This is a genomic window from Nitrospirota bacterium (assembly GCA_004296885.1).
In the GTDB taxonomy this organism is placed as follows: Bacteria; Nitrospirota; Nitrospiria; order Nitrospirales; family Nitrospiraceae; genus SYGV01.
Map to the genome: position 1 here is coordinate 103,910 of SCVN01000003.1, position 22,524 is coordinate 126,433.

A 22,524-nucleotide genomic window follows, 5' to 3' on the forward strand; every position below is an offset into this window, starting at 1 on the left:
TCGCGACGGCCTGGTCATCAGCCGCGTATCGCCACCGTGGGGGCGGTCGTCGCCGCCGGCCTGGCTTCGACCGGATAGTTGCGCTCGCGCCACGCGTCGATGCCGCCTTCCAGGGGCCGGACCCGCGTGATGCCTTTCCGTTTCAACATGAGCGCCGTCCTGGCGCTGGTCACTTCGTTGGGGCAGGCGCAATAGAGCACGATGTCCCGATCGCGGGGAATCTCATGGTGGCGCTGCTCGAGTTCCTCCATCGGCATGTGCCGGGCGCCGGGGATCATGTGCGGATCGACCTCCAGGTCCATGGGGTGCCGCAAATCCACAATGGTCACCTCGTCGCCTGCCTCCAGCCGTTCCCGGAGTTCGTCCACCGTAATCCGCGCCATCCGCAGTTCCCGCAAGAACAGCTGCCGCTGAAACACCTTGTAGCCCAGGTACGCGACAAAGGCGCCGACGAGCACTTGCAGGAAGGCGGCCCCCGCCTGGGCCAGGAGCAGGGCGAGCCGCTCCAACTGGCTGCTGAACAGATACCCGAGGCCCACGCAGACACCCGCCCAGAGGAACGCGCCCAGGCCGTCGTAGAGGAGGAAGCGCCGCAGACTCATGTGGAACATGCCGGCCAGCGGCGGTGTGACCGTGCTCAAACCCGGCACGAACTTGGCCATGATGAGAGTGCGGACACCGTGCAGAAAGAACATCTGCTCCGTCCGGCGCACGCAGGAATCCGGCTCCAGCGAGATGCGGCAGAGGAAGCTCAGGACCCGACCGCCTCGGTGGCGGCCCAGGTAATACCAAAACAGATCGGGCCCGAGCGACGCGAGGATCGGGAGACCGACGGCGGCCCAGGCGCTCATGGTGCCGGCGCCGGCCAACGCGCCGGCCGCGATAAGCAGGGGAATAGCGGGGATCGGCAGCCCGATCTGCTCGGCAAAGACCACCCAGAAGAGGACGGACTCGCCATGGTGGAGCAGGAATTCACTGGCTTCATTCATGGAACATTCCCCAGAGCAAGAGGATCGGCCGCATCATCCCATAGGCGCGGGCCGAGGGCAAACCGACGAACAACCCCACGTCTTTCTTAAAGTCGGAGCGGTTTGATCGGCGACAACACGGCTCCCGGATTATTCCTCCACACCGATGCGTCGGCGTCCACATAAAGCTCCACCTCGTTGCCGTCCGGATCGTGGAGATAGAGACTCTGGCTGACCGTGTGGTCGCTCATGCCGCCGATCGTGATGCCGGCCGCTTCCAGCTCGCGCTTGGCCGCGCGTAATTCGTCCAAGCTGTCGCCGACCTTGATGCCGATATGATAGAGCCCCCGACGCCTTCCGGCCGGAGGACCCGGTGCGTCTCCGACCTGGATCAGGAGCAGCTCGTGGTGCGTGCGTCCCGACGTCAATGCCGCCGCCGCGCCGTTGAAGATCCGTCCCACTTCTTGGAATCCCAACACATCGCGATAGAACGACAGCGACCGTTCGAGATCCCTGACATAGAACACCACATGACCGAGATAATGGACCTTCATGTTCGACCTCCCGCTAATTCTCTGCCTGAATATCGGCGGCGACGGATATCGCGAATCCTGTAGAATGTGCGCATGACAGACTGGCTGCTACGATCCACATCGATTCGGGACGGGGTGGCAGTATCCCCGTTGCCGCCGACCGGCTTGGCGACGCTTCCAACCAGGAAACGGATGCTCCGCGCCTTTCTTACCGGTGATCCGGCTGCGGAAGGCCTGTTCTTTGCGGCGGTGACCACCACCGGCATCTTCTGTCGTCCGACCTGCACTGCGCGAAAACCCGATCCCCGCAACGTCGAGTTCTTCGCCACCGTAAGTGACGCGCTCCACAGCGGCTACCGACCGTGCAAACGATGCCGCCCCATGGACGTTGCGCGACGCCCTCCCGCCCTTGTCGAACGCTTGCGCGACGCCATTGAGCGGAACCCGACCGGACGGTTGACCGACAAGGACCTGGCCGCGATGGGCATCGAGCCATCGACGGCCCGTCGGCAATTTAAAACATACACTGGGGCAACGTTTCATGCCTACCATCGCGCCCGTCGAATGGGTCTTGCTTTGCACGACATACGCAACGGGCGCGGTCTCCTCGACATCCAGCTGGACCGGGGATTCGAGTCGGCCAGCGCATTCCGCGGCGCATTCACCAAAATGTTCGGCGTGCCCCCCAGCAAGGCCAAGGACAGGGACTGTCTCCTCGTTCGCCGGTTCGAGACTCCGCTCGGCACGATGCTGGCCCTCGCAAACGATCAGGGCCTGCACCTGCTCGATTTTGTCGAGCGGCGAGGCCTCGAGCGCAAACTGCTGACGCTCCGCGAGCGCCTGCACGCGGCGATTGTGCCGGGCAACCACGAGCATCTCGACGCCATAGCGATTCAGCTTCGTCGATATTTCGCGGGTGAGCAGCTCACCTTTGATGTGCCGCTCGTCCTCACCGGGTCGCCTTGGGAGCAACGTGTGTGGCGCCGCTTGCTCACCATCCCGCCCGGACGGACGAAATCGTACTCCCAGATGGCCAAAGAATTGAGGCGCCCCGAAGCCCGTCGCGCCGTCGGCCGCGCGAACGGCATGAACTACCTGGCGCTTGTCATCCCCTGCCACCGCGTCATCCGCGCCGACGGCTCGCTCTGCGGCTACGGCGGCGGCCTCTGGCGCAAGCACTGGCTGCTCGAGCATGAGCGTCGCAGCCTCGCGCCATCTTCCCGGTGATGCGGCGGAAGCCTTACGAGACGAACGTGATCCCGGCCTTCTGGACCTCCTGATAGGGGAGCAGCCACACCAACGATTCGTCGCTGAGATCGCCCACCTGAATCCGGTTGCCCCAGGGATCACGGAAGTCGCAGCGGAAATCCGGGTGCAGTTTCAGTTTATATTTCTTGGTGAGCTTGCGCCGCACTTCCCGGATCTGTTGTTCATCCCGCACCATCAGTCCGAAGTGCTTGACGCGATCCGGTTGGAGCTGCTCCACCTCGAAGATCGCCATGAACTGATGCTCGCCCAGCTTGCACCAGGCCGCGCCTTCGCCGCCCCGGAGCATCTTCAACCCGAAGACGTCCGCATAGAACTTCACGGCTTTTTGGGCGTCGGTGACTTCGATCACGATATGGTTGCACCCGTAGACGTGAACCGCCATCAGCGCACCTCCTTCACCGCTTCCGTCAAATTGCCAGATGTCCCATCTTGCCCGCCTGATAGTCCCGCACCGCCTGCACCAGTTCCTCTTTCGTGTTCATCACAAACGGGCCATACCGGGCGATCGGCTCGTGGATCGGCTCCCCCGCCATCACCAGTATCGTCGCATCCTGTTGCGCCTCCACGAGGATCGGCGCGCCGGAGCTTCCGATCACCGCCAACTGCGCCTCGGTCGCCGGCTCCGATCCGTTCACCGTCACCTGTCCATCGAGCAGGAATAGGGCCACATTCCACCCGGTCGCAAATCTGAGCGTCGTTCCATGCCGAGCCTTCACGCGCAGGTCATAGAGCTGTACCGGCGTGAACGTCGTGGCCGGCCCCTTCGTTCCGTTGAACTCGCCCGCGATCACTCGAACCGACCCCGCATCTCCGTTCAGTGAAACGACGGGAATCCGCTCCTTCACCAGCGTCTGGTATCGCGGGGCCGTCATCTTGAACGCGGCGGGCAAGTTGACCCAGAGTTGGATCGCCTGCAACGTGCCTCCTCGTTTCGCCCACTCCCGCTCGTGCAGTTCCTCGTGGACGACCCCGGAAGCCGCCGTCATCCACTGCACGTCGCCGGGACCGATGACGCCAGCATTCCCCGCCGAATCTCGATGCGCCACCATCCCTTGATAGACAATGGTCACCGTCTCGAATCCGCGGTGGGGATGTTCTCCCACGCCGCGCGGCTGACCGGTCGGGGGATAGTGCGTCGGACCCGCATAATCCAACATCAAGAAGGGGCTCACGTCTCGGTCGAGGTCGTGGCTCGGGAACAGATTGCGGACGTGGAAGCCGTCTCCGACGACATGGGTCGAGCCCGGCGAATAGATCCGGGGCCGACCGCCGATCGTTGGTTCTTTCGCTGCCGCCTGCCTGGTTGGTTGAGTCATGACCCACCTGCCTTCCTTTTCGCACCGCCTACGGCCGACGATCACGAGAACTTATGATAGTCCTAGCTAGAACTAAAGTCAAGGGCCTGGCCCGCCCGGGCCGAACCGGTACGTTTTCATTGCTTTGTGGCTCTTGGGGCCGCGATTCCGCTAGAATGCATCCATGAAGTACCGGATCAAGACCGGCGAGGAGCTGGCCTGGCTGCTGGACCATACCCACGCCTTTCAGGGCGGCCAGGTGACCGATTTGCACGTCCGCAAGCAGCGGCTCTATGACGAGTCCACGGGACTGCACATCACGGCGGGCACCACCATCACCGCCATCATCCGCTACGACCTGGCGGTCCGGGGCGATGCCGGACTCTATCCCCTCACCCGCGTGGCCAAGCTGACGATGGCCGGGGCCACGGACTTCTCGATTTTCGAGCAGGAAGGGGCGGACTGTTCCGAGATCGGAACCATCCATGCCGAAACGTCCGGGGGCCGGCTCCGGTTTTGGTTCGATCCGCACGGAGAGCTCTACGTCATTTGCGATGAGGCGATGCTGGAAGAAGTCTCCGTGCCGGGAGCCGGCCGTCCCAGCCGCACCGGGATGACCGAATGGACCTTTCAGGCCCCAACCGGCAACCTGCCGACCGTGAAATGGCTGTTGGACCAGTTGGACCGTGCCGGGGTCCCCTGCACCTGGCAGGCGGGAAAACGCTCGTCCGGGGCACACCAGACGTTGCGGTGGGAAGGCCGCCTGGTGCCGGCGCCGTACCGGCCCCGCGGAAGCCAGGGCCAGCCTCGGAGCGGCGGCGTGCTCGTTCAGGCTTACGGGCCTCTCGACGGCTGCGCCTTTGTGATCGCGCTCCGCGCCGCCTCTCCCCAGGACGGTGCGACCGGCCGGCTGTTCATCGCCCTGGCCGACCTCATCGCCCGCAGCTTTCCGGGCATGTGCCTCACCGGCGATCAGGTGATGGGCGGGGAGGAATGGCTGGGGCACGGGTTGGAGGGACAACCGGCTCCGCGGGGCGCGCCGGATCAGGCCGGAGAAGTCATTCGTCGGATGCAACCGGCAGAGTAACGCGCCGCGCTAGTGTTGCGTCCCGGAAATACATTCGTGGTGAGCCCTTCGAGAAACCAACCGTTCGGCCTGAGGCTCTCGAAGGAGACGGTTGGTTTCCTCAGGGCGGGCCTGTCGAACCATGAACGGATTGCGTGAGAGCTCGCGCCCTTCGACAAGCTCAGGGCAAACGGATTATCATTGGAACTTATGGGACGCAACACTAGTGGGAAGCGTGGCCGTTTCCGTTTCCAGATCCGTTGCCCTTCCCATGGCCGTTCCCGGATCCGTTCCCGTTCTTCCGATTCACGCACTCCACAAGATGCCAGAACCGCAGCGGGTTGACCTTCTCCTTCCGCGCCACCAGCAACGACGTGCCCTCCAGCACATGATTCAGCGAGAGGTCGGTCCGGAACCCGATGTGCTTGCAGAGCGGGGAGATCACTTTTTCCACCGCGGCGATCAGCTTGTTCCCGTTGCTGAAGTGGTTCAGCATGATGATCCGTCCCCCCGGCCGGCAGACCCGGATCATCTCGGTCACCACCTTGCGATAGTCGGGAACCGCCGTCACCACGTAGGCGGCCATGACGGTGTCGAAGCTGTCGTCCGGAAATTCCATCTGCCCCGCGTCCATGCGGGACAGCTCGACGTGCTCCAGCCCATACATCCGCACCCGTTCCCTCGCCTTCTCCAGCATGCCGGTGGAGAGATCAATGCCCACCAGGCGGCAATGTCTGGGGTAGAGCGGCAGCGACAGGCCGGTGCCGACCCCGACTTCGAGGATTCGCTCCCCCTGTGCGACGGGCAGCCGGCGGACCGTGGATTCGCGCGACTCGTGGAAAATCCTGCCGAAAATCTGGTCGTAGACCCCTGCGTAGTTCGAGTAGACCCGTTCAACTTTTTCCAGATCCATGCATCCTCCGTCCCCGTTTAATCTTGTCCCAGGACTCGACTCCCGGACGAAGCTCGCCGGGACAGGCCCCGGGGCCTTGAGCTGAGACAGCGCGGGGGTGTAACCGAGGCGGGAAACCGAGTTCGTAACACTGAACGATAAGGCCCGCCTGAACAAGAAAACGGGGCTACTCTATCCAAGTTGAGGAGAAGAGTCAACCGCGCCACAGGCGCAGCCTGCGGCACATCGCTGCGGTCGGCCTACGGTCGGATAGGCGAAAATCTTGCCCCGCCCTTGCGCTCGCCCCCCACGCCTTCCGATCTCCTGATCGGTGTGATATCGTGCGCGACTTGGCGGCTAAATGGATGAGGTGAGTCCATGGTCCTGGCGGGATTCTTCGGCGCACTGCTGTTCCTGGCCCTGGTGATCGGGGACTGGTTCTACTTCTCCGGCAAATCGGCGGAGGCCGGCACCTACGGATGCCGGATTGCGGGAGCGCCGGACCAGGCTCCCTGGCCGTCCATGGCGGATATCGGCTCGCGCTTCGACGCCAATGGCCGGCTCAGGCTGCCGAACGGCTTCGCCCATTGCTTCCCGACCGAACGACGGATCGTCCTGCGCTCGCAGCAGGGCTTCCTCCCCAGCCGGTTCCGGACCGCCTGGCCCCTGAAGGCCTCGTTGGAATTCGCGCCCGAGGGACGGACCACCAGGGTCACCTGCATCAAGCGGATTCCCTGGTGCTCCGCGATCCTGACCTCCTTGTGGTTCCTTACCGTGGGAGCCGGCACGCTGACCTTCGTCGTTCTGTACCTGGCCGACGGAGGCCTGGCGTCGCTCCAAGGTATTTTGATGGGGCTCGGCATCCTGGGCATCGGCCTGTTGGTGCTGGCCTTCGGCCTCGTCACGATCGCCTTTGCCTATCGGCTGGAGAATCACCGGCTGACCCTGGTTTATCAGGACTTGCGGGCCGCCCTCGAGAAGCCGTCAGACCATCAGGACAAATAGGCGTCCAGGAAGACCTGGTGTTCGGCGGGGAGACCGGTCTTGCCGGAACGGGCAAGGCCGGCGATGATGCCTCGATGTTTCTGGCTCAAGCCGGATTCGACGAAGGCCGTCTTGTACTGAGCCCATTTCAAGGCCGGCTCCGAGGCCACGCGCGCCCGCTCCTCCGGAGCCATCGCCTTGAGCGAAGCGGTCAGGTGCGCGATGGCTTTTTCCACGCTGTGGTAGGGCGGCGCCAGCTTCAGTTGCGCATAGAACTGCTCCAGGTGCCCCCGGAACTCGTCGCGGATCGCTTGGGTCTGCCGGTCGTCGGCCATCGTCGTGTGCCTCGCTCGCTACCCAGCAAGATAGCGGATCGCCGGCGGCTGAGCAAGACGGCGAATATGGTATGATCCGCGCATGTCGACTCCTGTCCTCCCTTCACCGTCTCTGCGTGCGCAACTCAAGGCCACGGCCCTGGAAGCGGCCCGGGTGGCCGGTTCCATCCTGACCGACGCGGCCAGCAACGGATTCCAAGTCGAATATAAAGACACGGTCAATCTGGTCACGGACGCGGACCGGCGCTCGGAGCAGGCCGTGATCGAGGTGATCCGCAAGAGCTTCCCCGCGCACCGGATTCTGGCGGAGGAGGGAGGCGCGCAAGCGGGCAGCGACCTGGAATACCAGTGGGTGATCGATCCGCTGGACGGCACGACCAACTTCGCCCATGGCTATCCGGCCTACTGCATCTCCATCGGTGTAGAGTATCGGGGCGACTGCATCTTCGGCGTCGTATTGGACCCGACACGGCAAGAACTCTTCACGGCGGAGGCGGGGAGCGGGGCCTTCCTGAACGGGGTCCCTCTGCACGTCTCCCGCACCCCGAGGCTGGATGGGGCGTTGCTGGTCACCGGGTTCGCCTACGACATCCGCGTCAGCGCCCAGAACAACCTGGACAACTTTTCACGCTTTGCCCTCACGGCGCAAGGTGTTCGCCGCACCGGCACGGCGGCCCTGGACATGTGCTACGTGGCCGCCGGACGCTTCGACGGCTTCTGGGAACTCAAGCTGCATCCCTGGGACACGGCGGCCGGCCTGGTCATTCTGCGCGAGGCGGGCGGACGCGTCACCGATTTCAAAGGGACGCCCTACTCGATCTACGAACCGTCCATCGTGGCCAGCAACGGCCTGATCCACGAGGAAATGTTGAAGGTTCTCGGCCTCACGTGACCAGCTATCGGGTGGGAATCCTGCTGTTCCCCGACGTCGAGGTCCTGGATTTCTGCGGACCGTACGAAGTCTTCTCCGTCACACGCCTCCATGAAGAGCGCCGCCGTGAGGAACCGTCACCGTTCGAGGTGGTCTTGGTCGCCGAAGAGCCGGGACCTGTGACGGCGACCGGCGGCTTGCGGGTGCTGCCCGACCATCGGCTGGTGAGCTGTCCGCCGCTCGACATTCTGGTCGTGCCAGGGGGCTGGGGAACGAGGAAAGAGATCGCCAACGAACGACTCCTCGCCTGGATCGCCGAGCGGGGCGCACAAGTGGAAACGCTGGCCTCGGTTTGTACCGGCGCGCTGTTGCTGGGGCAAGCCGGGCTGCTCGACGGCCGCCGGGCTACCACGCATTGGCAGTCCCTGGAGTGGATGCGCCGGTCTTTTCCGGCGGTCACGGTGGAGGAGGCGCTACAGGTGGTTGAAGACGGGCACATACTCACGTCCGCCGGCATCTCCGCCGGAATCGATCTGGCCCTCAGGGTGGTGATGCGCTACTGCGGCGAGGAGGTTGCGCGGGCCACCGCCCGTCACATGGAGTATCCGTTCCCTGAACACAATCGTCGGCGCATCTAGGTGTGCGATGCGCCTGCGGATATTGTATGATGGCCCGCCGATTCACCGTTGAAAGAGGAATCACATGGCGACACAAACTCCCCCTTCAGGACGGCCGCCGGCCGGCAAACCGGGACAGCCGGGACTTACGGACCAACCGCCAGGACGCGACGCCGAGCTGCTCAAGGTCGTGGTGTCCCGCGCCGGACAACAGGTGAATGCCCAGTGGGCCATTCATCCTCAGATCAAGCACGATCTCAAGCCGGAGGAATGGAAAGAAATCTCGGACCTAATGGGCAAGGTGACCGGCATCGTCGGGAACCGTTTCTCGAAAGTCCTGGCCGAGGCGGAGCCGGATCAACCGGGAACGGCGTGAACAGCAGAAACAGGTTGAGGTTTAGGCTGAGGCTGAGTGAAGCAGGCTCAGACGAATCTTAACCTTGATCTCCCTCAACCTTAACCTTCTTAAAAGGTGACTCAATGGACACCTACTATCATCCCAAGGACCTGGGCAAGTTCGCCGACATGGGCAAGGGAAACAAGGACCTTTGGGACAAGTTCATGAGCTACTACTCCGCCGTGTTCGCGGAGGGAGCGCTGACCGAGCGGGAGAAGGCCTTGATCGCGCTCGGCGTCGCCCACGGGGTCCAGTGTCCCTACTGCATCGACGCCTACACGCAGGCCTGCCTGGAAAAAGGCTCGAACGTCGAGGAGATGACGGAAGCGGTCCACGTGGCCTGCGCGATCCGGGGCGGGGCCTCGCTCGTCCACGGGGTGCAGATGCGCAACGTGGCCGAGAAACTGTCGATGTAGCAGGGCGCCTTAAGGTCATTTTGGTGGGGATAGACTGACCAGCCTACTTAATAGTTAGAACTCAGAATCATGGCACTCACTCTCATTGCCTTCGATGATCCACCGAGTCGATTTGCAGCGACGAAGGTTGGAGCTACCGTGCCAGACGGTCGGTTCTTTCTAGACTTCACGCGAAAACTTGAAGTCATCAGATGGTTCGGCGTCAGAAATCGGCACATCGGTCCAGCGGTCGGTTTGCTCGTCCCTGTAGTCCACGAAGCAGAGAGGTCGGGGGGCTACGTGATCGGCGTCAGCATAGGTGATCCGTACTTTCGAGATCTCCGCAAACTGTGGAAGACACACTTTCCATCAAATCTTGCAGCGGTTCCTCAAGAAGCAGACGGCCTCAAAATCATTGCCGATTTCGCAACGCAGTTCCCAGATGACTGCCAACCACCAAAGGCGTAATGGCTCCTAAAGTCCTAACCCGCCACTCTAGAGGGACCTACGCCAGCAAGCCGGCTCCGAGGAGAAAGAAAGGGGTCATTGTTCGACATGAGCGCAACTGTTAGCCACATCGTGTTGCATCGGTTTTTATGTCCTTCCTGTTCGGCATCATAGCCCTTCTCGTTGTCGCTACTGTTGTGTGGCTCGTGGTGTCGCGCCGCCAGTCCCTGCCATGCCCGGTCTGGTTACGTTGGTGTGTTGAACTCGACAACCCCTTCGCGAAAAACAACCGAGCGGCGGTTATCCTCGACCATCTGGACCTTCAACCCGGCATGACCGTGCTGGATCTTGGTTGTGGACCCGGGCGGCTCACGGTGCCGGCTGCGCAACGAGTGGGGTCTGGCGGTCGCGTGGTGGCGATGGACCTTCAAGCGGGCATGCTGGCCCGAGCGAAGGAAAAGGCTCACGCCGCAAATCTGTCAAACATTGAATTTATCCAGGCTGGAGCCGGTGAAGAGAAGTTGGGTCGTGGCCGGTTCGACCGGGCGCTCCTCGTCACGGTCTTGGGGGAGATTCCGGATCGCACGAGGACGCTGAAAGAGATTTTTGACGCTCTGAAACCAAGCGGCATCCTATCCGTGACCGAAACTCTGTTTGATCCTCACTACCAGAGCCGTCAGACGGTCGCGAGGCTCGCCGGCGAAGTTGGATTCAGAGAGCGTGGCTGCTTCGGCAATCGCCTGGCCTATACCGTGCACCTGGAGAAACCAACCAACGACGCACACGCCGATTGATCGGCTCGCCTCGCTCGCGTTGACGCGTCGCTCTCCGCGCTGTTTCTTGGTACGTTCGATGCGCAGTGAATCTCAAGAGAGGGGGCTTTGTACGCGCAACTCAGGGATTCCGATGAGAGTTTTGTTTGCGATCAATGATGAGCAGGGCTTCGTGTTCTTGAGGAAGATTCCTCAAAGAAGCCCACCAAGGCGGGGGCTCGCTAGGATGAGGTGGCCTCCAATCTCTCGTGTCCTCGCTTCTCACCGGTGTAAACCTTGTCTTTACCAAGAGGCGAGAGGGATTGAAGTCCGCGCCTCGTAAGTCGGGGCAGTGCGGACGAATTTGTTCGATAATTGAGATGATTGCCTGCGGCGGATGACATTCGCCCAAGTAGGGTACTCCTCCGACGGCTCGGATAATCACCAGTGCCGCGATCGGGTTCGGAGTTGCACAGCCAATCCACGGGTCATCAGAGACGACCGCGAGAAACTGCGTGACAAGCCTGGTAGCAATGCCTCTCCGGCGATGGTCCGGCAGCACCGCAAGAGAATCGATCCATCCGACCGTCCCATTCTGTGCTCTGATCTCCCTGGCATAAAGATATCCCGTAAAATTGTTCTTGGTGTCCTGAGCAACGAACACATGACTTGTGCTCAGTAGGCGCTCTTTGGTCGTTCTTGGCCCGAGCCTATACGGTTCATTATTGCGAGGGTTTGTCCCGAAGCTGTGGCTGAACACGTAGGAGATACCTTCCACGACTCCTTCAACATTTGCAGCTTCTGGTCCAGGGAAATAATGGAAGCGGTAGGCGTCAGGTTGGCTCATGGGTGCCGACTTCTACTTTGAAGAAACCGCGAGCGAGAACGCGAAGGTTACGTGAGCTTAGGACTCAATAAGAAGGAGGGCTTCAAACTCATTGGGAAGGTGCTGTATCCAGGCCCACCAATGAGGCGGCGCTTGCGGTGTTCGTGGACTCCAATCGCGTTCATCAGATCGAGACAGAGGACTAAACCCCGTTTTTATCGTCAGCGTCCGTTCATCAATCGAACAACCGCGCAGATCAAAGCAATTCTGCTTGATTTCCTTGAGAAGTCTGCGCAAGTGATGGGGAGGATCGCTTTGCCCAACATACAATTTGCCTGGTACCACTCGACTGACTATCAACGCTGCAATTGGGTTTGGAGTCGCGCAGCCAAAGCGTGGCGCATTCTTAGTGGCTTGCCAGAAACGCTTCACCATCGCGGTGGCAATACCACGCCGCCGGTAAAGCGGAAGAACCGCCATGGACTCAATCCATGCGATTCTTCCCTGAGAAGACGTGATCTCCTTCCCAAAAAGATAGCCGACGCCGGATTGTTCGTCACCTGCCACAAAGAGATGGTCTGTTTCCTGCAATCTCTCTGATACGGATTTAGGACCGAGACGATACGGCCTTCCGTCTGGGCGATACCCGAAGCTCTCATTAAAAATGTGGGAGACTAATTTGACGAGCTGAGGATTAGTAGCCGCAATAGGAGCTGCGTACGCCTGTATGCCGGCTGCTGAGGCCTCAGCAGCGTCCGTCAGAACAGCGCCTAGCTCGGATTGAAGGAGAATATCTTCGGGCGTCCCAGTCGGCAGCGAATCTTGAGACTGAATAGCCCCGACACCTGCAAAATGGCTTTGAGAGAATAGGTCCATCTGTGTCCTTCAGGTGGACGCGTGCGGGAGGGATGCGCCAGCTTATAAGACACTGGAGGCGCCAAGTCAATCGAAAAGGCTTCGAGAGTCTTCTTGCAGAGTTAGCCTTGCTCAGCTCAGGCCATCTTGAAGGACTCGAACTCCCGGTCGGCCTTGGCCGCCATGTAGAAATCGCTCTCGGTCAGCCCGTTGATCTTGTGGGTCCAGAGCTCGACCTTGCATTTGCCCCAGGCCAACAACAAGTCCGGATGATGGCCCTCTTCCTCGGCCACCGCGCCCACCTTGTTCACGAAGGCCAGTGCTTCGGCAAAATCCTTGAACGTATAGAGGCGCTCGAGGTGCCCGGCCTGATTGAGCGACCAGCCCCGCCCCAGTTGCGTCAACAGTTCCTGCGTTCTTGCCGGCGGCAAGGGCGGCACGCCGCCTTTACACGGTACGCATTTATTGTCAGCTAATCCCATATTTCTCTCCTTTCACTTTTTACCTTTCACGTTTCACTCATTCTTTGATCCGGCACAAGGTCAACGGCTGCGCAAGCCCGCGCAGCGTCGAGGTCCATTCGGCGACGATGGACGCCTGGCTCTCCGCCAAGGCGGCGCCGGCCCGCGCATCGTCCAAATATTCCTTCACCAACACCAAGTCGCCGCCCAGGCTTTCGCGGAGCACGCGCGCGGCGACGTTCACCGTCCGTCCGAAGTAATCCAGCAACCCGTTGGCGTTGATGGCGATGGCCGGCCCGTGATGCAGGCCGAGCTTGACGACCAGGGGAGGGCGGTCCGGCAGGGAGGCATTGAAGGCCGCAAGTTCCCGTTGGATGGCCAGGCAACAGCGCAGCCCGTCCGCCGGTTGATGGAACACCGCCATCACGGCATCGCCGATCGTCTTGACCACCGCGCCCTGATGCCGGGCGATCCGTTCCTTCAAGAAATCGAAGTGTCGCCGGACGTGCCCATAGGCCGGGGCATCGCCCGACTCTTCGTAGAGACGCGTGGACTCTTTCAGATCGCTGAACAGGATCGTGACCGAATCCACACCGATCTCCAGGCCGGGGGCCAGCACTTCCGAACCGAAGAGGTCGCGGAATTCCTGCAGGGCGGCCACCTTGGCCGCGCTCACCGCCCGGTCGTCCCACCGGAGGCGCTCCAGCACGACCCCGATAGTCTGTTGCGTGTCGTTCTTCCAGGCCAGCGAGAACGGACCAGGATGAAACGACCGCTCGGCCTCCTCCCAGCCCTGCTCGCGATAGATCACCGGCCGAGAGTCGCCTCCGCCCGTGTGGCCCGGTACCAGCAGCAGGGAGTCGTTGCTCCGGAGCGTCCTGATCCGATAGGCCTCGTCGTCGAGCGTCGCGGTACACTCGCGCGTATCGCCGGGCCGCAGCAAGTGCTGGACGAGGATGTGGGGGGCGCTGTAAGGCCCGCCGAAACAGTAGACCATCTCCTCCGCCGGGCGGATCGTCGGATGGACCCGGAAGCGCAGCTCCACATACCGATCCAGGTTCGCATCGTAAGTGATCCCGCAGGTATCGCAATGGAACTGCTTGTCCACGCCGGACAGCGTCTCCGCTTCACCTTTCGGGACCCGGCAATTGGGGCACATGAGCTGCCACTGGAGGCTGAGCAGGCCCAGGCGCGTGGCATGCAGGAAGACGCGCAACGTTTCGTGGGGATCGGTCCGCCAGCGGGCGGCCAGGGCGTAGGGCTGCATGCGGATGACTTCATCTTCGCCTGCCTCGTCCAGGTGGCGCAGCAGACAACCGACGATCCCCCGATCCAACGACGTGACATGCCCCAGCCGGCGGGCACATTGCCGGAGTGCCGTCCCGTCGGCCTGGTTCGCGCGGCCGGCTGTCAGCGCCCCCGGAGCGGCGGGAGGGTCGGCTTGTGAGGCCCGGAGCCGGGCGATGGCCTTGGCGCAATAGGCCTTGGCCTTCTTCATGGTGTCGCGGCCGACCAGGGGGGCGGCCAGTTTGCCGAGCAGGGTACGCGGCGTGAGCTCCGCGAACATCCGCACCCGGCAGCCGGTCCCGGCCGGCTCGATTTCCACGCCCCCGCGGAAGCGGACCAGCGGGCCCTTCGTGTAGTCCCGCTGGACGGAATAATTCGCGCCCCTGATCCACTCGAAGGGGTACTCGACCCAGCTCAAGGGGAACAGCCCGTACAGGCGGGCCTGCACCGGCCGGCCGATGTCTTCATCTTCAAAGGAACTGACCTGCACGGAGGGAAGCCCCGCATCGCGGTTGAGCCGGTCCGTGTGGCCGAGGACTTCCCAGACCAGCGACGCAGGCGCGTCCACGGTCCATTCCTGCTCGACGCGCTGGGGCGGAAAGGGCATGAGCTACTCGTCGTCGGGGGCGCCGCCCGATCGAGCCAAGTCGTCCATCTTGATTTTCTCGGGATTGAACTTGGTGGCCGCCTTGGCCATTCGGTCCAGCGCGTCATCGAACGACAGGGGCTCCGCCTCTTTCGGCCGGAAACGCACCGGGTTGATTCGCGCCACCACGAAGCTTTTCAGATAGGGACTCGTCAAGCCCTTGGCCTTCAAGGCCTCGACTTGCTGAATCACGACGTCGTCCAAGGCCAGCAAGCCCGTGGCCCGCGCCTGCCGGACTGTAAGCGCCGCGTGCAGCGGCTTGTTCAAGAAAGTCTCCACGCGTTTCAGCACCGGCTGGTAGGCACCGCCGCTGAAGCGGGGGCGCTCTTCGTAACAGAGCCCCAGCGTGATGAAGGACGGCTCTTCGAACTCCAGCGCGTAGGTCTCTTCCGTCGCGTCATCCAGCCGGGCCAGCTCTTTGTACATGCGAATCACTTCCAGGGCCTTCTCGCGGAGGTTGTGGGCCTTCTCGGTGTTCAACGCCAGGATCTGGTAGGCCGCCGCAGCCTCCGGCACGACGATGGCGGTGATGCTCTTGGCCCCCAAGGTCTTCATGGCCGAGAGTCGGTGGTGGCCGTTGGGCGTCCAGTACCCCACGCCTCCCTCCGTCCCTGCCTTGGCCCGCACCGCGATGATCGGGTCCAGGAACCGGCCGAGCTTGCCGATCACCCCTTCCAGTTTACGCACGTGGGTATCGGACAGATTTCTCTGGTAGGGGGTCGGGGCCACTTTTTCGATCGGCAGGGCCGCCAGGACCACCCAGCGACCGCCGTAGGGTTCGCGATACACGGCCAGGACCCGGCCCCCGTCATCGTCGATCGTCCGGTGCAACGCCGCTACCTCGCCGGGCGGGGCTGCGGCCTGCAGCTCCGTCGCGGCGAGTCCGGTGGAGACCCCGGCCGGTTTCCGGCGGCGGCGGGGCGCCCCGGCGGTCGCCGCCTTCCTGGGTTTCCTGGACTTATTCTCCGCCATGACGTGGTATGGTAGGGGAGTCCGTCGACAAAAGAAAGCCCCGCGTCACCCCCAACGAAAGGCACCAGGCTGATGCTCCGAATCGGACATAGAGGCGCAGCCGGCTATGCGCCGGAAAATACGCTGTCCTCCATCAAGAAGGCCGTGACGCTCAAGGTGGATTTCGTCGAGCTGGATATCCAGGCGACGAAAGACCGTCAGTTGGTGATCTTCCACGATCGCCGCGTGGATCGCCTCACGATCGGCAAGGGCGCCGTGGCGGACTTGAGCCTGGCCGATCTGCGGCGGCTGACGCTCCCCGGCGGTCATGCGATCCCGACGCTCGAGGAAGGGCTGAAAGCGGCGGAGGGCAAGGTCGGAGTGATGCTGGAGTTGAAGGTCCCCGGTCTGGTGGAGCCGGTCTTGGAAGCCCTCAAGCGAAGCGGATTTTCAGGCTCCGTGATCGTCGCGTCGTTCTTTCACGACGAGTTGCTGCACCTGCGCCGGCTGCAGCCGGCGGCGCAGACGCTCGCGCTGCTCGTCGGGCAGCCGATCACGCCCGCCGGGTTTGCGCTCGAGGCCAAGGCCACCCACGTCGGCATCGCGTTTGACACGCTCGGCAAAGCCTACGTGGAAGGCCTCCACTCGGCGGGGCTCCAGGTCTTCGCCTTCACCGTCAACGACCCCGCCGACATCCAGCGGGTCGCGGCCCTCGGAGTGGACGGGATCATTTCGGATTTCCCGGACCGGATCCAGAAGTAGCCGGTCCTCCGTTCCTGGTCTGCGGCTGAGGCGACGAGGCGGCCGATGAGGCCGGCTTGGCTTCGCCCTTGGGCTCGTCCGGAGGCGGCGCTGGCGGCTTGATCCGGATGTGGGTGATGAGGCGCTCGACCTCGGTGATGCCGCGGACCTTGTCGTAGACCGCGTCATACTCCTCCTCGGTCTGCGCAATACCGAAGAGATAGACGGTCCCGTTGGTCGCCCGCCAACGGTAGTTGGGGTAGCGGAAGCCGGCGCCGGACATGACGGCGAACTTCACCTTGAGTTCGATGCCCGAGTCCCGCACCGACTCGCGCATGCCGAAATCTTCCGTGATGTGCATCTCGTTATAGACCTGGCTGACCCCCTCGACCTTTTTCACCAACGCTTCGGCTTTCTGATCGTCCCCCGCCGTCTTCACCGCCCCCGTCATCAGGACGTCCCCCTGGTACACATCCACGCTCACCGCCAGGAACAGGTCTTTTCCCTCGCCGGCCAGAGCCTGCAGGATGCTGGTCTTCACCTTGAGGTCATCCCCCATCTCATCCAATGTCCGTTCGTCCACGGCCATTTCCGTCGCGGTCATGGCGACGGACACGGGCGTGGTGTAGGGATTGGGCATCATGACATCGCAGCCGGTCAGGAGGGTGACGATCAGAAGCAAGGCCGGACGAAGTACGGCGGTCATGGAGGAAGCATAAGAGGAGGAGGAGAAAAAAGAAAGCCCCCGCGCCTTTGGAAGCCGGGGGCCTGGAGGGGTTGCTCCGGCGGCATCAATTGCGATGCATCGCAAAAGAGCCGCCGGTTCAACCGAAGGTTGGTATGGCGGCCGGCACACGCCGAGCTTGATATGAACGTCGCGTCCCTCGCGACACCTTTCCATGGGCCGGGAAAATCATGGCCCGTTGGTAGGGTTAGCGCGCCACTGCCCGCTGGCCAAGCGACAGGGTATTTTCTATCGCGCTAAAGAGGTTTGGTGGAGGTGGCGGGAATTGAACCCGCGTCCGAAGACCTTCAGCGCAACGGATCTACGTGTGTAGCCGATCGTTTAAGTTTCGCAACCGCCCACGCCCACCGGCAGGCTTAGAACGGCCGCTAGCCCAGTATTGTCTCGTCCTCAGCCGCTGAGCACCAGCTTTGGACCAGCCCGCTGCATCGCGCCCCTTCCACCCCCGCGGGCCTCAGGCGGAGGGACGTCGCGGTCAGTTAAGCCGCGAGTGCCAGTTCTTGGTTGGCAGTTGCTAGTTTCCCGGAGGTTTAACGAGACCCCGAGAGCTCGACACGCACCGCTGGCCTCTGAATCCCCGTCGAAGCCAATCACCCCCCTTTCATAGGCTGGCTTCACTATACCCGACGAATGCCCCGCCGACAACTAGAGAGCCTGCTTCAGCCTCCAGGCTGTGGGCAGCGGCGCCCGCCTGTGCTATCCTTGCAACTTGGTATGCCGACCGTCCCTCACGATATCGCCGCAGGCTTTTTCCTCCTCCCGTTGGCGGTGCTCACTGTCCTGGCGGTCCTTCTGATGAGATGCTCCCGCAATCTCCGGTGGGCGGTCACGATCATGGTCGCCTGGGCGGCCCTCACCGCCGCCCTGGCCGCTTCGGGAACCCTGGCCGACTTCGGGACCGGGCATCCACGCATTCCCATCCTGGTGCTGACCCAATTGGTGTTCGTGGTCTGGCTGGCCTGGTTCTCCCGTTGGAGCGGAGACTTGGCGCAGATGCCGCAGCTGTATCTGGTCGGCCTCCAATGCTTTCGGATTCCCGTCGAGCTGATGATGGCGGAACTGGCGGCGCAGAATCTGTTGGCGGTCGAGATGACCTTTTACGGGAGGAACTTCGACGTGCTCACGGGAGTCACGGCCGTCATCCTGGCGATCTGGGTGCACCGGGACGGCGAGGAGCCCATGAGGCATATTCTCATCGGATGGAACCTGATGGGTCTGTCCTTCTTAACCGCCGCGCTGGCTCACGGTCTGCTCTCGGTGCCTTATCCGTTCCAGCTCTTGCACCTGTCGGTCCCTACGTTCGTGATCGCCTCATTCCCCCTGGTCTGGCTCCCGACGGTGCTCGTCCCGATCGCCTATCTCCTGCATTTTGTCTCACTGAAACGCTGCCTCGCGGAGCGGCCCGGCGCCTCCGAGAGCGTCTCGGGCTAACAACCCCGTCTCGACTGGGGATCGGTAGGCGGGTGGAAACGATTATGAACGTTGGCAACCGGTGGCCCTGAACGTCCCAGATGGCCGGAGAATTCCTGCAGGATGTTCAAAATGGCCGTTCAGCGGGGCCGCATGGAATGAGGCCCCCGAGGCATACTGAAGAACTACGTTGAGGGGGTCGAAAGACCGAGAACAAAGCTGACGGCCGTTTTCAACATCCTGCTAGAGGGTGCCGCAAGGCTGTCGCGTCCAATAGTTCAGAATCTGCTTGCTGTCGAACCTGAGAATATAGTCCATACAGGGCGCGCCGCCCCTCATATCGCCCCGCAGGCCCGGGAACGAGTTGACCTCATACCGATAGGTCCAAACTTGGGTCTGGTCTGGAAGCGTTTTGGTCTGGTGGGGTTCCCCAAGCCGATCCTTAACCTCTTCCTGGGTCGCGTGGCCGTTGGCCCGCCCCAGATACTCCCACTGCGACGGCATGCAAGCGGCCAGCGAGAGCGTCAGGCTTGCGATCACCGCGAACGCCCACCCCTCTGCCGGCAACCGGCCCGATTCGACCGGCCTTCTGGTCTCAGTCCCCATCATTTTCTCCCTTGATCGCCACGGCGTTCGCTCTTCATTGCCCGCTCCACCTCGCGGCCCGCTTCGCGGCCCTTGATCGCCTCACGACGGTCGTGCTGCTTCTTGCCTTTGGCCAGGGCAAGTTCGAGCTTTGCCTGGCCGCGGGGGTTGAAGTACAAACGCAGCGGCACGAGCGTGAGGCCTTTCTGCTGGGTCTGGCCCAGCAGGCGGCTGATCTCCTTCCGGTGCAGCAACAGCTTGCGCGGCCGGAGGGGATCGTGGTTCATGATGTTCCCGTGGCTGTAGGGGCTGATGTGGCAGTTGTGGAGAATCACCTCGCCGCGCTGGTCCACGCTGGCATAGCTCTCCTTCAGGTTGACCAGGCCGGCGCGCAGAGACTTGACCTCCGTGCCCTTCAGCACGATCCCGGCTTCCAGTTTCTCTTCGATATGATAGTCGTAGAAGGCCTTCCGGTTCGAGGCCACGACTTTCTCGCCGCTGTCTTTTTCCTTCGCCATCGCCAGCCACTATAACATGGCCCTTCCCGCAGGGCACCTCCAAGGCCTCCCGCTTCCAGCCCATTTACGGTAATATACAGCCCTATCGGGCTCCGCCCCTACGGCTTTTCGCCACCCAAGAAGAGGACCGTGGAATACACCATTACGACGTGCCTGCGCGACAATGTCCTGGAGATTGCGATCTCGGGATCGGGCGGCCGGGAGAACGCCGACGCCATCGCCCAAGACGTGATCGCGGCGATCCGCACCGAGCAGGCGGGCAAGATACTCATCGATGTGCGCCCGTTTCAGGGCCGCATGGGCGTGGCGGATACCTTCTTCCATGTGAGGCGCTACCCGCTTGACCTGAGACACGTGAGGACCGCGGTCATCGATTTGAAAGAACACAGCGCCTTTACTTCGTTTTTCGAGACGACCGCCTCGACCCTCGGGTTTTCCATCCGCTACTTCAACGAGATTCCCGACGCCCTCGCCTGGCTCCAATCCGAATCGTCGGCGTAGACTCCGACCCGTCCAGCACGGCGGCCCGAACTTGGCATCAGCCTGGTTGCCGTAATTCGTCCTCCATACTTGCTGTCCAGGGTCGATGTGATTACAATGTAGCAACCGTTCTGGAGGTTCGCCATGAAAGCACAGATCGTTCGGATCGGCAATTCACGAGGCATCCGTCTGCCCAAGGTCCTGATTGAGGAAGCGCAACTCGAAAACGAAGTCGAACTCCAGGCCGAGCCCGGCCGCATCGTGATTTGCAGGACGACCCAGCCGCGCGCCGGCTGGGCCGCGGCCGCCCGGCGCATGCGTGAGAAGGATGAAGACCGTCTTCTCGACAAGCCTACGGCGACGCGATTCGACCAGAAAGAGTGGACGTGGAGGTAGCGCAGATGGCTCTGGCACGGGGCGACGTGTACTTGATGGATCTGGACCCGACGCGCGGAAGTGAGATCCGCAAGACCAGGCCCTGCCTGGTCGTTTCCCCGGATGAGTTGAACCACCATCTGCGAACCGTGATCGTGGCCCCGATGACGACCGGAGGGCAGGCCTATCCCTGGCGCGTCCGGTGCCGCTTTCGCGGTCGAGCCGGATTCGTGGCTATGGACCAGCTTCGCACCGTCGATACGGAACGACTGGTGAAACGGCTTGGACGGCTGGCCCCCGGCCCGTTCGCGTCCGTGCTCGCGGTGTTGCAAGAGATGTTCGCCCCGTAAGTTGAGCCATGGAGATGGGCTACGGCGGTTGGCCGCCACCTTGATCGGGACGTGTTCCCCCACGCCGTCTGAGCCAAGCTCATGATGGATGATCACAAGACCTGATCCCCATAACCTTCATTTTCTACTCTGAATCGTGATCACACCAAAACTGCCCGACATCTGCAGTTGTGACGTTGAGGATAAGGAGCAATTGGCGCTGTATCGTCGATGTCGCGAGCGCTGGCTTTCTTGGATACTTGGAGACGATGAGCACGCCATCGGTAAACAGATAACACAAATTATTTGGGATGACGCGATCTTCAGAACTCTGAACGAGGCTCGTCGTATAGCTGCCGAGTCCCCGGGAAGGCACTTCAATTCGGACTTGCTAAGCCTCCTTGATCGCGGGTTTGTCACAGCACAAGTAATGGCCTTACGTCGTCTGACTGACCCAGGATTTCATGACCCCAAAAAAGAAGTGGTTTCCCTTGTACGCCTCTTGAAGGATATCGACTCTAACCGAGACCTCCTGACGCGTGAGCATTACATCTGCTATGACGGCACTCCTTTCTGCCCTTCGGAGGGCGAGCTAGACATGCGTTCTGACCGGGAGCGTATGAACAAAAGGTTCGATCAACTGTCAGGAACCTCCAGGGAATGCAGGTCCCGGAAAGATTGCGTGAAGGAGAACATCATCAACAAAGTTATTCAATCACTGAAGGTCTGTGACGACTTTCGCGATTATGCAAACAAGTTCGTTGCACATGCTGCAGCGCCTTCACCTTCACGAGAACGAATTCGCGAGGAGAGCCGAATTACGCTGGATAAGTTTAACCAAGCTCACCGCGCGGTTATACGTGCAGCCTCGTTCGTCGGAGCGGACATACTCTTCGAGAGCACACTAGGCCGAGTTCCCGCCCCTCTATACAATCATCTTGAGCACCTTGATAAACCGCTGGTCCTGTCCTCAGATTCTAAGCGGCTGAAAGAGTTTTGGCATGCTCGCGTGAAAGAAGTTGATGGATGGTCAGAGGATCGCTTATCAGAGTATATAGATGAACCTGGGTCTAGTTTGAAAGAGATTGACCGGGGTGGCCTTGGTTCTCTTCCCCCTCTTTCTACTCTCTGAGCAGGGAGTTCCTGTTTTTAAGGCGGCTCGTTGATATATCCTTCGCTGGGTACGCTCGTCTCCGGGATTCTTATCTGCGCGGGAACGGGTCCAGCGGCGACGCGTTCCCGCCACCCCCTTCTCCCTTTAGGGCAACCGTAAAGAGGTAGCAGGGGCATGAGCGAAATTCGCCGGAGGAACGGGGCACCCATCGAGACTTTGCCAGGAAGGAAAGCGGAAACTGACTGAGTCCGCGAGGGAATTTCCGAAGGTTTCCACCTGGCAAAGTCCGAAAGGGCCGCTCCGGGAGGCGTTGAAGCGAAGGGCCCTGCTACCCCGCCTCTATTCCTTAACCGCTCTCTTCGCTCTTGACCGCTCCTTCC

The 22,524-nt window shown here is 61.8% G+C and carries 29 protein-coding genes and 1 other RNA gene; 15 read left to right on the forward strand and 15 right to left on the reverse strand.

The window, feature by feature from the left end:
• Positions 1–17 precede the first annotated feature (17 nt).
• Positions 18–989, reverse strand: a complete 972-nt coding sequence (locus tag EPO61_01915) for a sulfurtransferase (GenBank protein ID TAJ10590.1) — start codon at positions 987–989, stop codon at positions 18–20.
• A gap of 86 nt (positions 990–1,075) precedes the next feature.
• Complete coding sequence (locus EPO61_01920) at positions 1,076–1,522, reverse strand: VOC family protein (protein ID TAJ10591.1); 447 nt, start codon at positions 1,520–1,522, stop codon at positions 1,076–1,078.
• A gap of 171 nt (positions 1,523–1,693) precedes the next feature.
• Between EPO61_01920 and EPO61_01925 the strand changes: the two genes are divergently transcribed.
• Positions 1,694–2,728 (forward strand): bifunctional transcriptional activator/DNA repair protein Ada, encoded by a 1,035-nt coding sequence (locus tag EPO61_01925; GenBank protein ID TAJ10592.1) that lies wholly within the window; start codon positions 1,694–1,696, stop codon positions 2,726–2,728.
• Positions 2,729–2,741: 13 nt separating this feature from the next.
• Here EPO61_01925 and EPO61_01930 read toward each other — a convergent pair whose 3' ends face one another.
• Together EPO61_01930 and EPO61_01935 are read right to left on the reverse strand one after the other, a co-directional pair.
• Entirely contained in the window at positions 2,742–3,152 is a 411-nt protein-coding gene (locus EPO61_01930) for a VOC family protein (GenBank protein ID TAJ10593.1), read from the reverse strand.
• 25 nt (positions 3,153–3,177) lie between these two features.
• Positions 3,178–4,086, reverse strand: coding sequence for a pirin family protein (locus EPO61_01935; GenBank protein ID TAJ10594.1), 909 nt, complete (start codon positions 4,084–4,086; stop codon positions 3,178–3,180).
• A 163-nt stretch (positions 4,087–4,249) separates the two neighbouring features.
• On the opposite strand from EPO61_01935, the gene EPO61_01940 reads away from it, so the two are divergent.
• Positions 4,250–5,152 carry a hypothetical protein gene (locus EPO61_01940; GenBank protein TAJ10595.1) on the forward strand — a complete coding sequence of 301 codons (903 nt, stop codon included), beginning with the start codon at positions 4,250–4,252 and terminating at the stop codon, positions 5,150–5,152.
• A gap of 202 nt (positions 5,153–5,354) precedes the next feature.
• Here the strand turns inward: EPO61_01940 and EPO61_01945 are convergent, their stop codons facing one another.
• Complete coding sequence (locus tag EPO61_01945) at positions 5,355–6,044, reverse strand: methyltransferase domain-containing protein (protein TAJ10596.1); 690 nt, start codon at positions 6,042–6,044, stop codon at positions 5,355–5,357.
• Positions 6,045–6,401: 357 nt separating this feature from the next.
• Between EPO61_01945 and EPO61_01950 the strand changes: the two genes are divergently transcribed.
• Positions 6,402–7,028, forward strand: coding sequence for a hypothetical protein (locus EPO61_01950; protein TAJ10597.1), 627 nt, complete (start codon positions 6,402–6,404; stop codon positions 7,026–7,028).
• On the opposite strand, the gene EPO61_01955 is transcribed toward EPO61_01950, so the two are convergent.
• A complete protein-coding gene (locus EPO61_01955) occupies positions 7,016–7,342 on the reverse strand; it encodes a hypothetical protein (protein ID TAJ10598.1) in 327 nt (108 codons plus the stop codon). The genes EPO61_01950 and EPO61_01955 overlap by 13 nt on opposite strands.
• 82 nt (positions 7,343–7,424) lie before the next feature.
• On the opposite strand from EPO61_01955, the gene EPO61_01960 reads away from it, so the two are divergent.
• From EPO61_01960 to EPO61_01985, 6 genes are all read left to right on the forward strand, one after another.
• Entirely contained in the window at positions 7,425–8,234 is an 810-nt protein-coding gene (locus EPO61_01960) for an inositol monophosphatase (protein ID TAJ10599.1), read from the forward strand.
• A complete protein-coding gene (locus EPO61_01965) occupies positions 8,231–8,851 on the forward strand; it encodes a DJ-1/PfpI family protein (GenBank protein TAJ10600.1) in 621 nt (206 codons plus the stop codon). Before EPO61_01960 ends, EPO61_01965 begins: the two co-directional genes overlap by 4 nt.
• Positions 8,852–8,915: 64 nt before the next feature.
• Entirely contained in the window at positions 8,916–9,206 is a 291-nt protein-coding gene (locus EPO61_01970) for a hypothetical protein (protein ID TAJ10601.1), read from the forward strand.
• A gap of 104 nt (positions 9,207–9,310) precedes the next feature.
• A complete protein-coding gene (locus tag EPO61_01975; GenBank protein ID TAJ10602.1) occupies positions 9,311–9,643 on the forward strand; it encodes a 4-carboxymuconolactone decarboxylase in 333 nt (110 codons plus the stop codon).
• Positions 9,644–9,712: 69 nt separating this feature from the next.
• Entirely contained in the window at positions 9,713–10,090 is a 378-nt protein-coding gene (locus tag EPO61_01980) for a hypothetical protein (GenBank protein TAJ10603.1), read from the forward strand.
• Positions 10,091–10,218: 128 nt separating this feature from the next.
• The gene (locus EPO61_01985) at positions 10,219–10,863 is read left to right on the forward strand and encodes a methyltransferase domain-containing protein (protein ID TAJ10604.1); all 645 of its coding nucleotides are present in this window, start codon (positions 10,219–10,221) and stop codon (positions 10,861–10,863) included.
• A gap of 100 nt (positions 10,864–10,963) precedes the next feature.
• Here the strand turns inward: EPO61_01985 and EPO61_01990 are convergent, their stop codons facing one another.
• The 5 genes from EPO61_01990 to EPO61_02010 form a co-directional block, all read right to left on the reverse strand.
• A complete protein-coding gene (locus EPO61_01990) occupies positions 10,964–11,668 on the reverse strand; it encodes a GNAT family N-acetyltransferase (GenBank protein TAJ10605.1) in 705 nt (234 codons plus the stop codon).
• A gap of 57 nt (positions 11,669–11,725) precedes the next feature.
• A complete protein-coding gene (locus EPO61_01995; protein TAJ10606.1) occupies positions 11,726–12,523 on the reverse strand; it encodes an N-acetyltransferase in 798 nt (265 codons plus the stop codon).
• A 116-nt stretch (positions 12,524–12,639) separates the two neighbouring features.
• Positions 12,640–12,984: a 4a-hydroxytetrahydrobiopterin dehydratase gene (locus EPO61_02000; GenBank protein TAJ10607.1), complete on the reverse strand. Its 345-nt coding sequence runs from the start codon at positions 12,982–12,984 to the stop codon at positions 12,640–12,642.
• Between the two features lie 37 nt (positions 12,985–13,021).
• The gene (locus EPO61_02005; protein TAJ10608.1) at positions 13,022–14,857 is read right to left on the reverse strand and encodes an adenylate/guanylate cyclase domain-containing protein; all 1,836 of its coding nucleotides are present in this window, start codon (positions 14,855–14,857) and stop codon (positions 13,022–13,024) included.
• A 3-nt stretch (positions 14,858–14,860) separates the two neighbouring features.
• The gene (locus tag EPO61_02010; protein TAJ10609.1) at positions 14,861–15,868 is read right to left on the reverse strand and encodes a chromosome partitioning protein ParB; all 1,008 of its coding nucleotides are present in this window, start codon (positions 15,866–15,868) and stop codon (positions 14,861–14,863) included.
• Positions 15,869–15,940: 72 nt separating this feature from the next.
• Here EPO61_02010 and EPO61_02015 point away from each other — a divergent pair, with 72 nt between their 5' ends.
• Positions 15,941–16,609, forward strand: a complete 669-nt coding sequence (locus EPO61_02015; GenBank protein TAJ10610.1) for a hypothetical protein — start codon at positions 15,941–15,943, stop codon at positions 16,607–16,609.
• On the opposite strand, the gene EPO61_02020 is transcribed toward EPO61_02015, so the two are convergent.
• Positions 16,575–17,489, reverse strand: a complete 915-nt coding sequence (locus EPO61_02020; protein TAJ10611.1) for a BON domain-containing protein — start codon at positions 17,487–17,489, stop codon at positions 16,575–16,577. The two genes, EPO61_02015 and EPO61_02020, sit on opposite strands and share 35 nt — an antisense overlap.
• A 91-nt stretch (positions 17,490–17,580) precedes the next feature.
• Positions 17,581–17,931: a transfer-messenger RNA gene (gene ssrA / locus EPO61_02025) on the reverse strand.
• Between the two features lie 116 nt (positions 17,932–18,047).
• Between ssrA and EPO61_02030 the strand changes: the two genes are divergently transcribed.
• Positions 18,048–18,764, forward strand: a complete 717-nt coding sequence (locus tag EPO61_02030) for a hypothetical protein (GenBank protein TAJ10612.1) — start codon at positions 18,048–18,050, stop codon at positions 18,762–18,764.
• A gap of 222 nt (positions 18,765–18,986) precedes the next feature.
• Here EPO61_02030 and EPO61_02035 read toward each other — a convergent pair whose 3' ends face one another.
• Positions 18,987–19,352: a hypothetical protein gene (locus EPO61_02035; protein ID TAJ10613.1), complete on the reverse strand. Its 366-nt coding sequence runs from the start codon at positions 19,350–19,352 to the stop codon at positions 18,987–18,989.
• On the reverse strand, positions 19,349–19,846 hold the full coding sequence (smpB, locus tag EPO61_02040; GenBank protein ID TAJ10614.1) for an SsrA-binding protein SmpB: 498 nt from the start codon (positions 19,844–19,846) through the stop codon (positions 19,349–19,351). Before smpB ends, EPO61_02035 begins: the two co-directional genes overlap by 4 nt.
• 129 nt (positions 19,847–19,975) lie before the next feature.
• Here smpB and EPO61_02045 point away from each other — a divergent pair, with 129 nt between their 5' ends.
• The 4 genes from EPO61_02045 to EPO61_02060 all read left to right on the forward strand — a co-directional run bounded on the left by EPO61_02045 (position 19,976) and on the right by EPO61_02060 (position 22,162).
• A complete protein-coding gene (locus EPO61_02045) occupies positions 19,976–20,347 on the forward strand; it encodes an STAS/SEC14 domain-containing protein (protein TAJ10615.1) in 372 nt (123 codons plus the stop codon).
• A 123-nt stretch (positions 20,348–20,470) separates the two neighbouring features.
• Complete coding sequence (locus EPO61_02050) at positions 20,471–20,722, forward strand: AbrB/MazE/SpoVT family DNA-binding domain-containing protein (GenBank protein ID TAJ10616.1); 252 nt, start codon at positions 20,471–20,473, stop codon at positions 20,720–20,722.
• A gap of 5 nt (positions 20,723–20,727) precedes the next feature.
• Positions 20,728–21,051 carry a type II toxin-antitoxin system PemK/MazF family toxin gene (locus EPO61_02055; GenBank protein ID TAJ10617.1) on the forward strand — a complete coding sequence of 108 codons (324 nt, stop codon included), beginning with the start codon at positions 20,728–20,730 and terminating at the stop codon, positions 21,049–21,051.
• Positions 21,052–21,187: 136 nt separating this feature from the next.
• Positions 21,188–22,162 carry a hypothetical protein gene (locus EPO61_02060; protein ID TAJ10618.1) on the forward strand — a complete coding sequence of 325 codons (975 nt, stop codon included), beginning with the start codon at positions 21,188–21,190 and terminating at the stop codon, positions 22,160–22,162.
• The last annotated feature ends 362 nt before the right edge of the window (positions 22,163–22,524 follow it).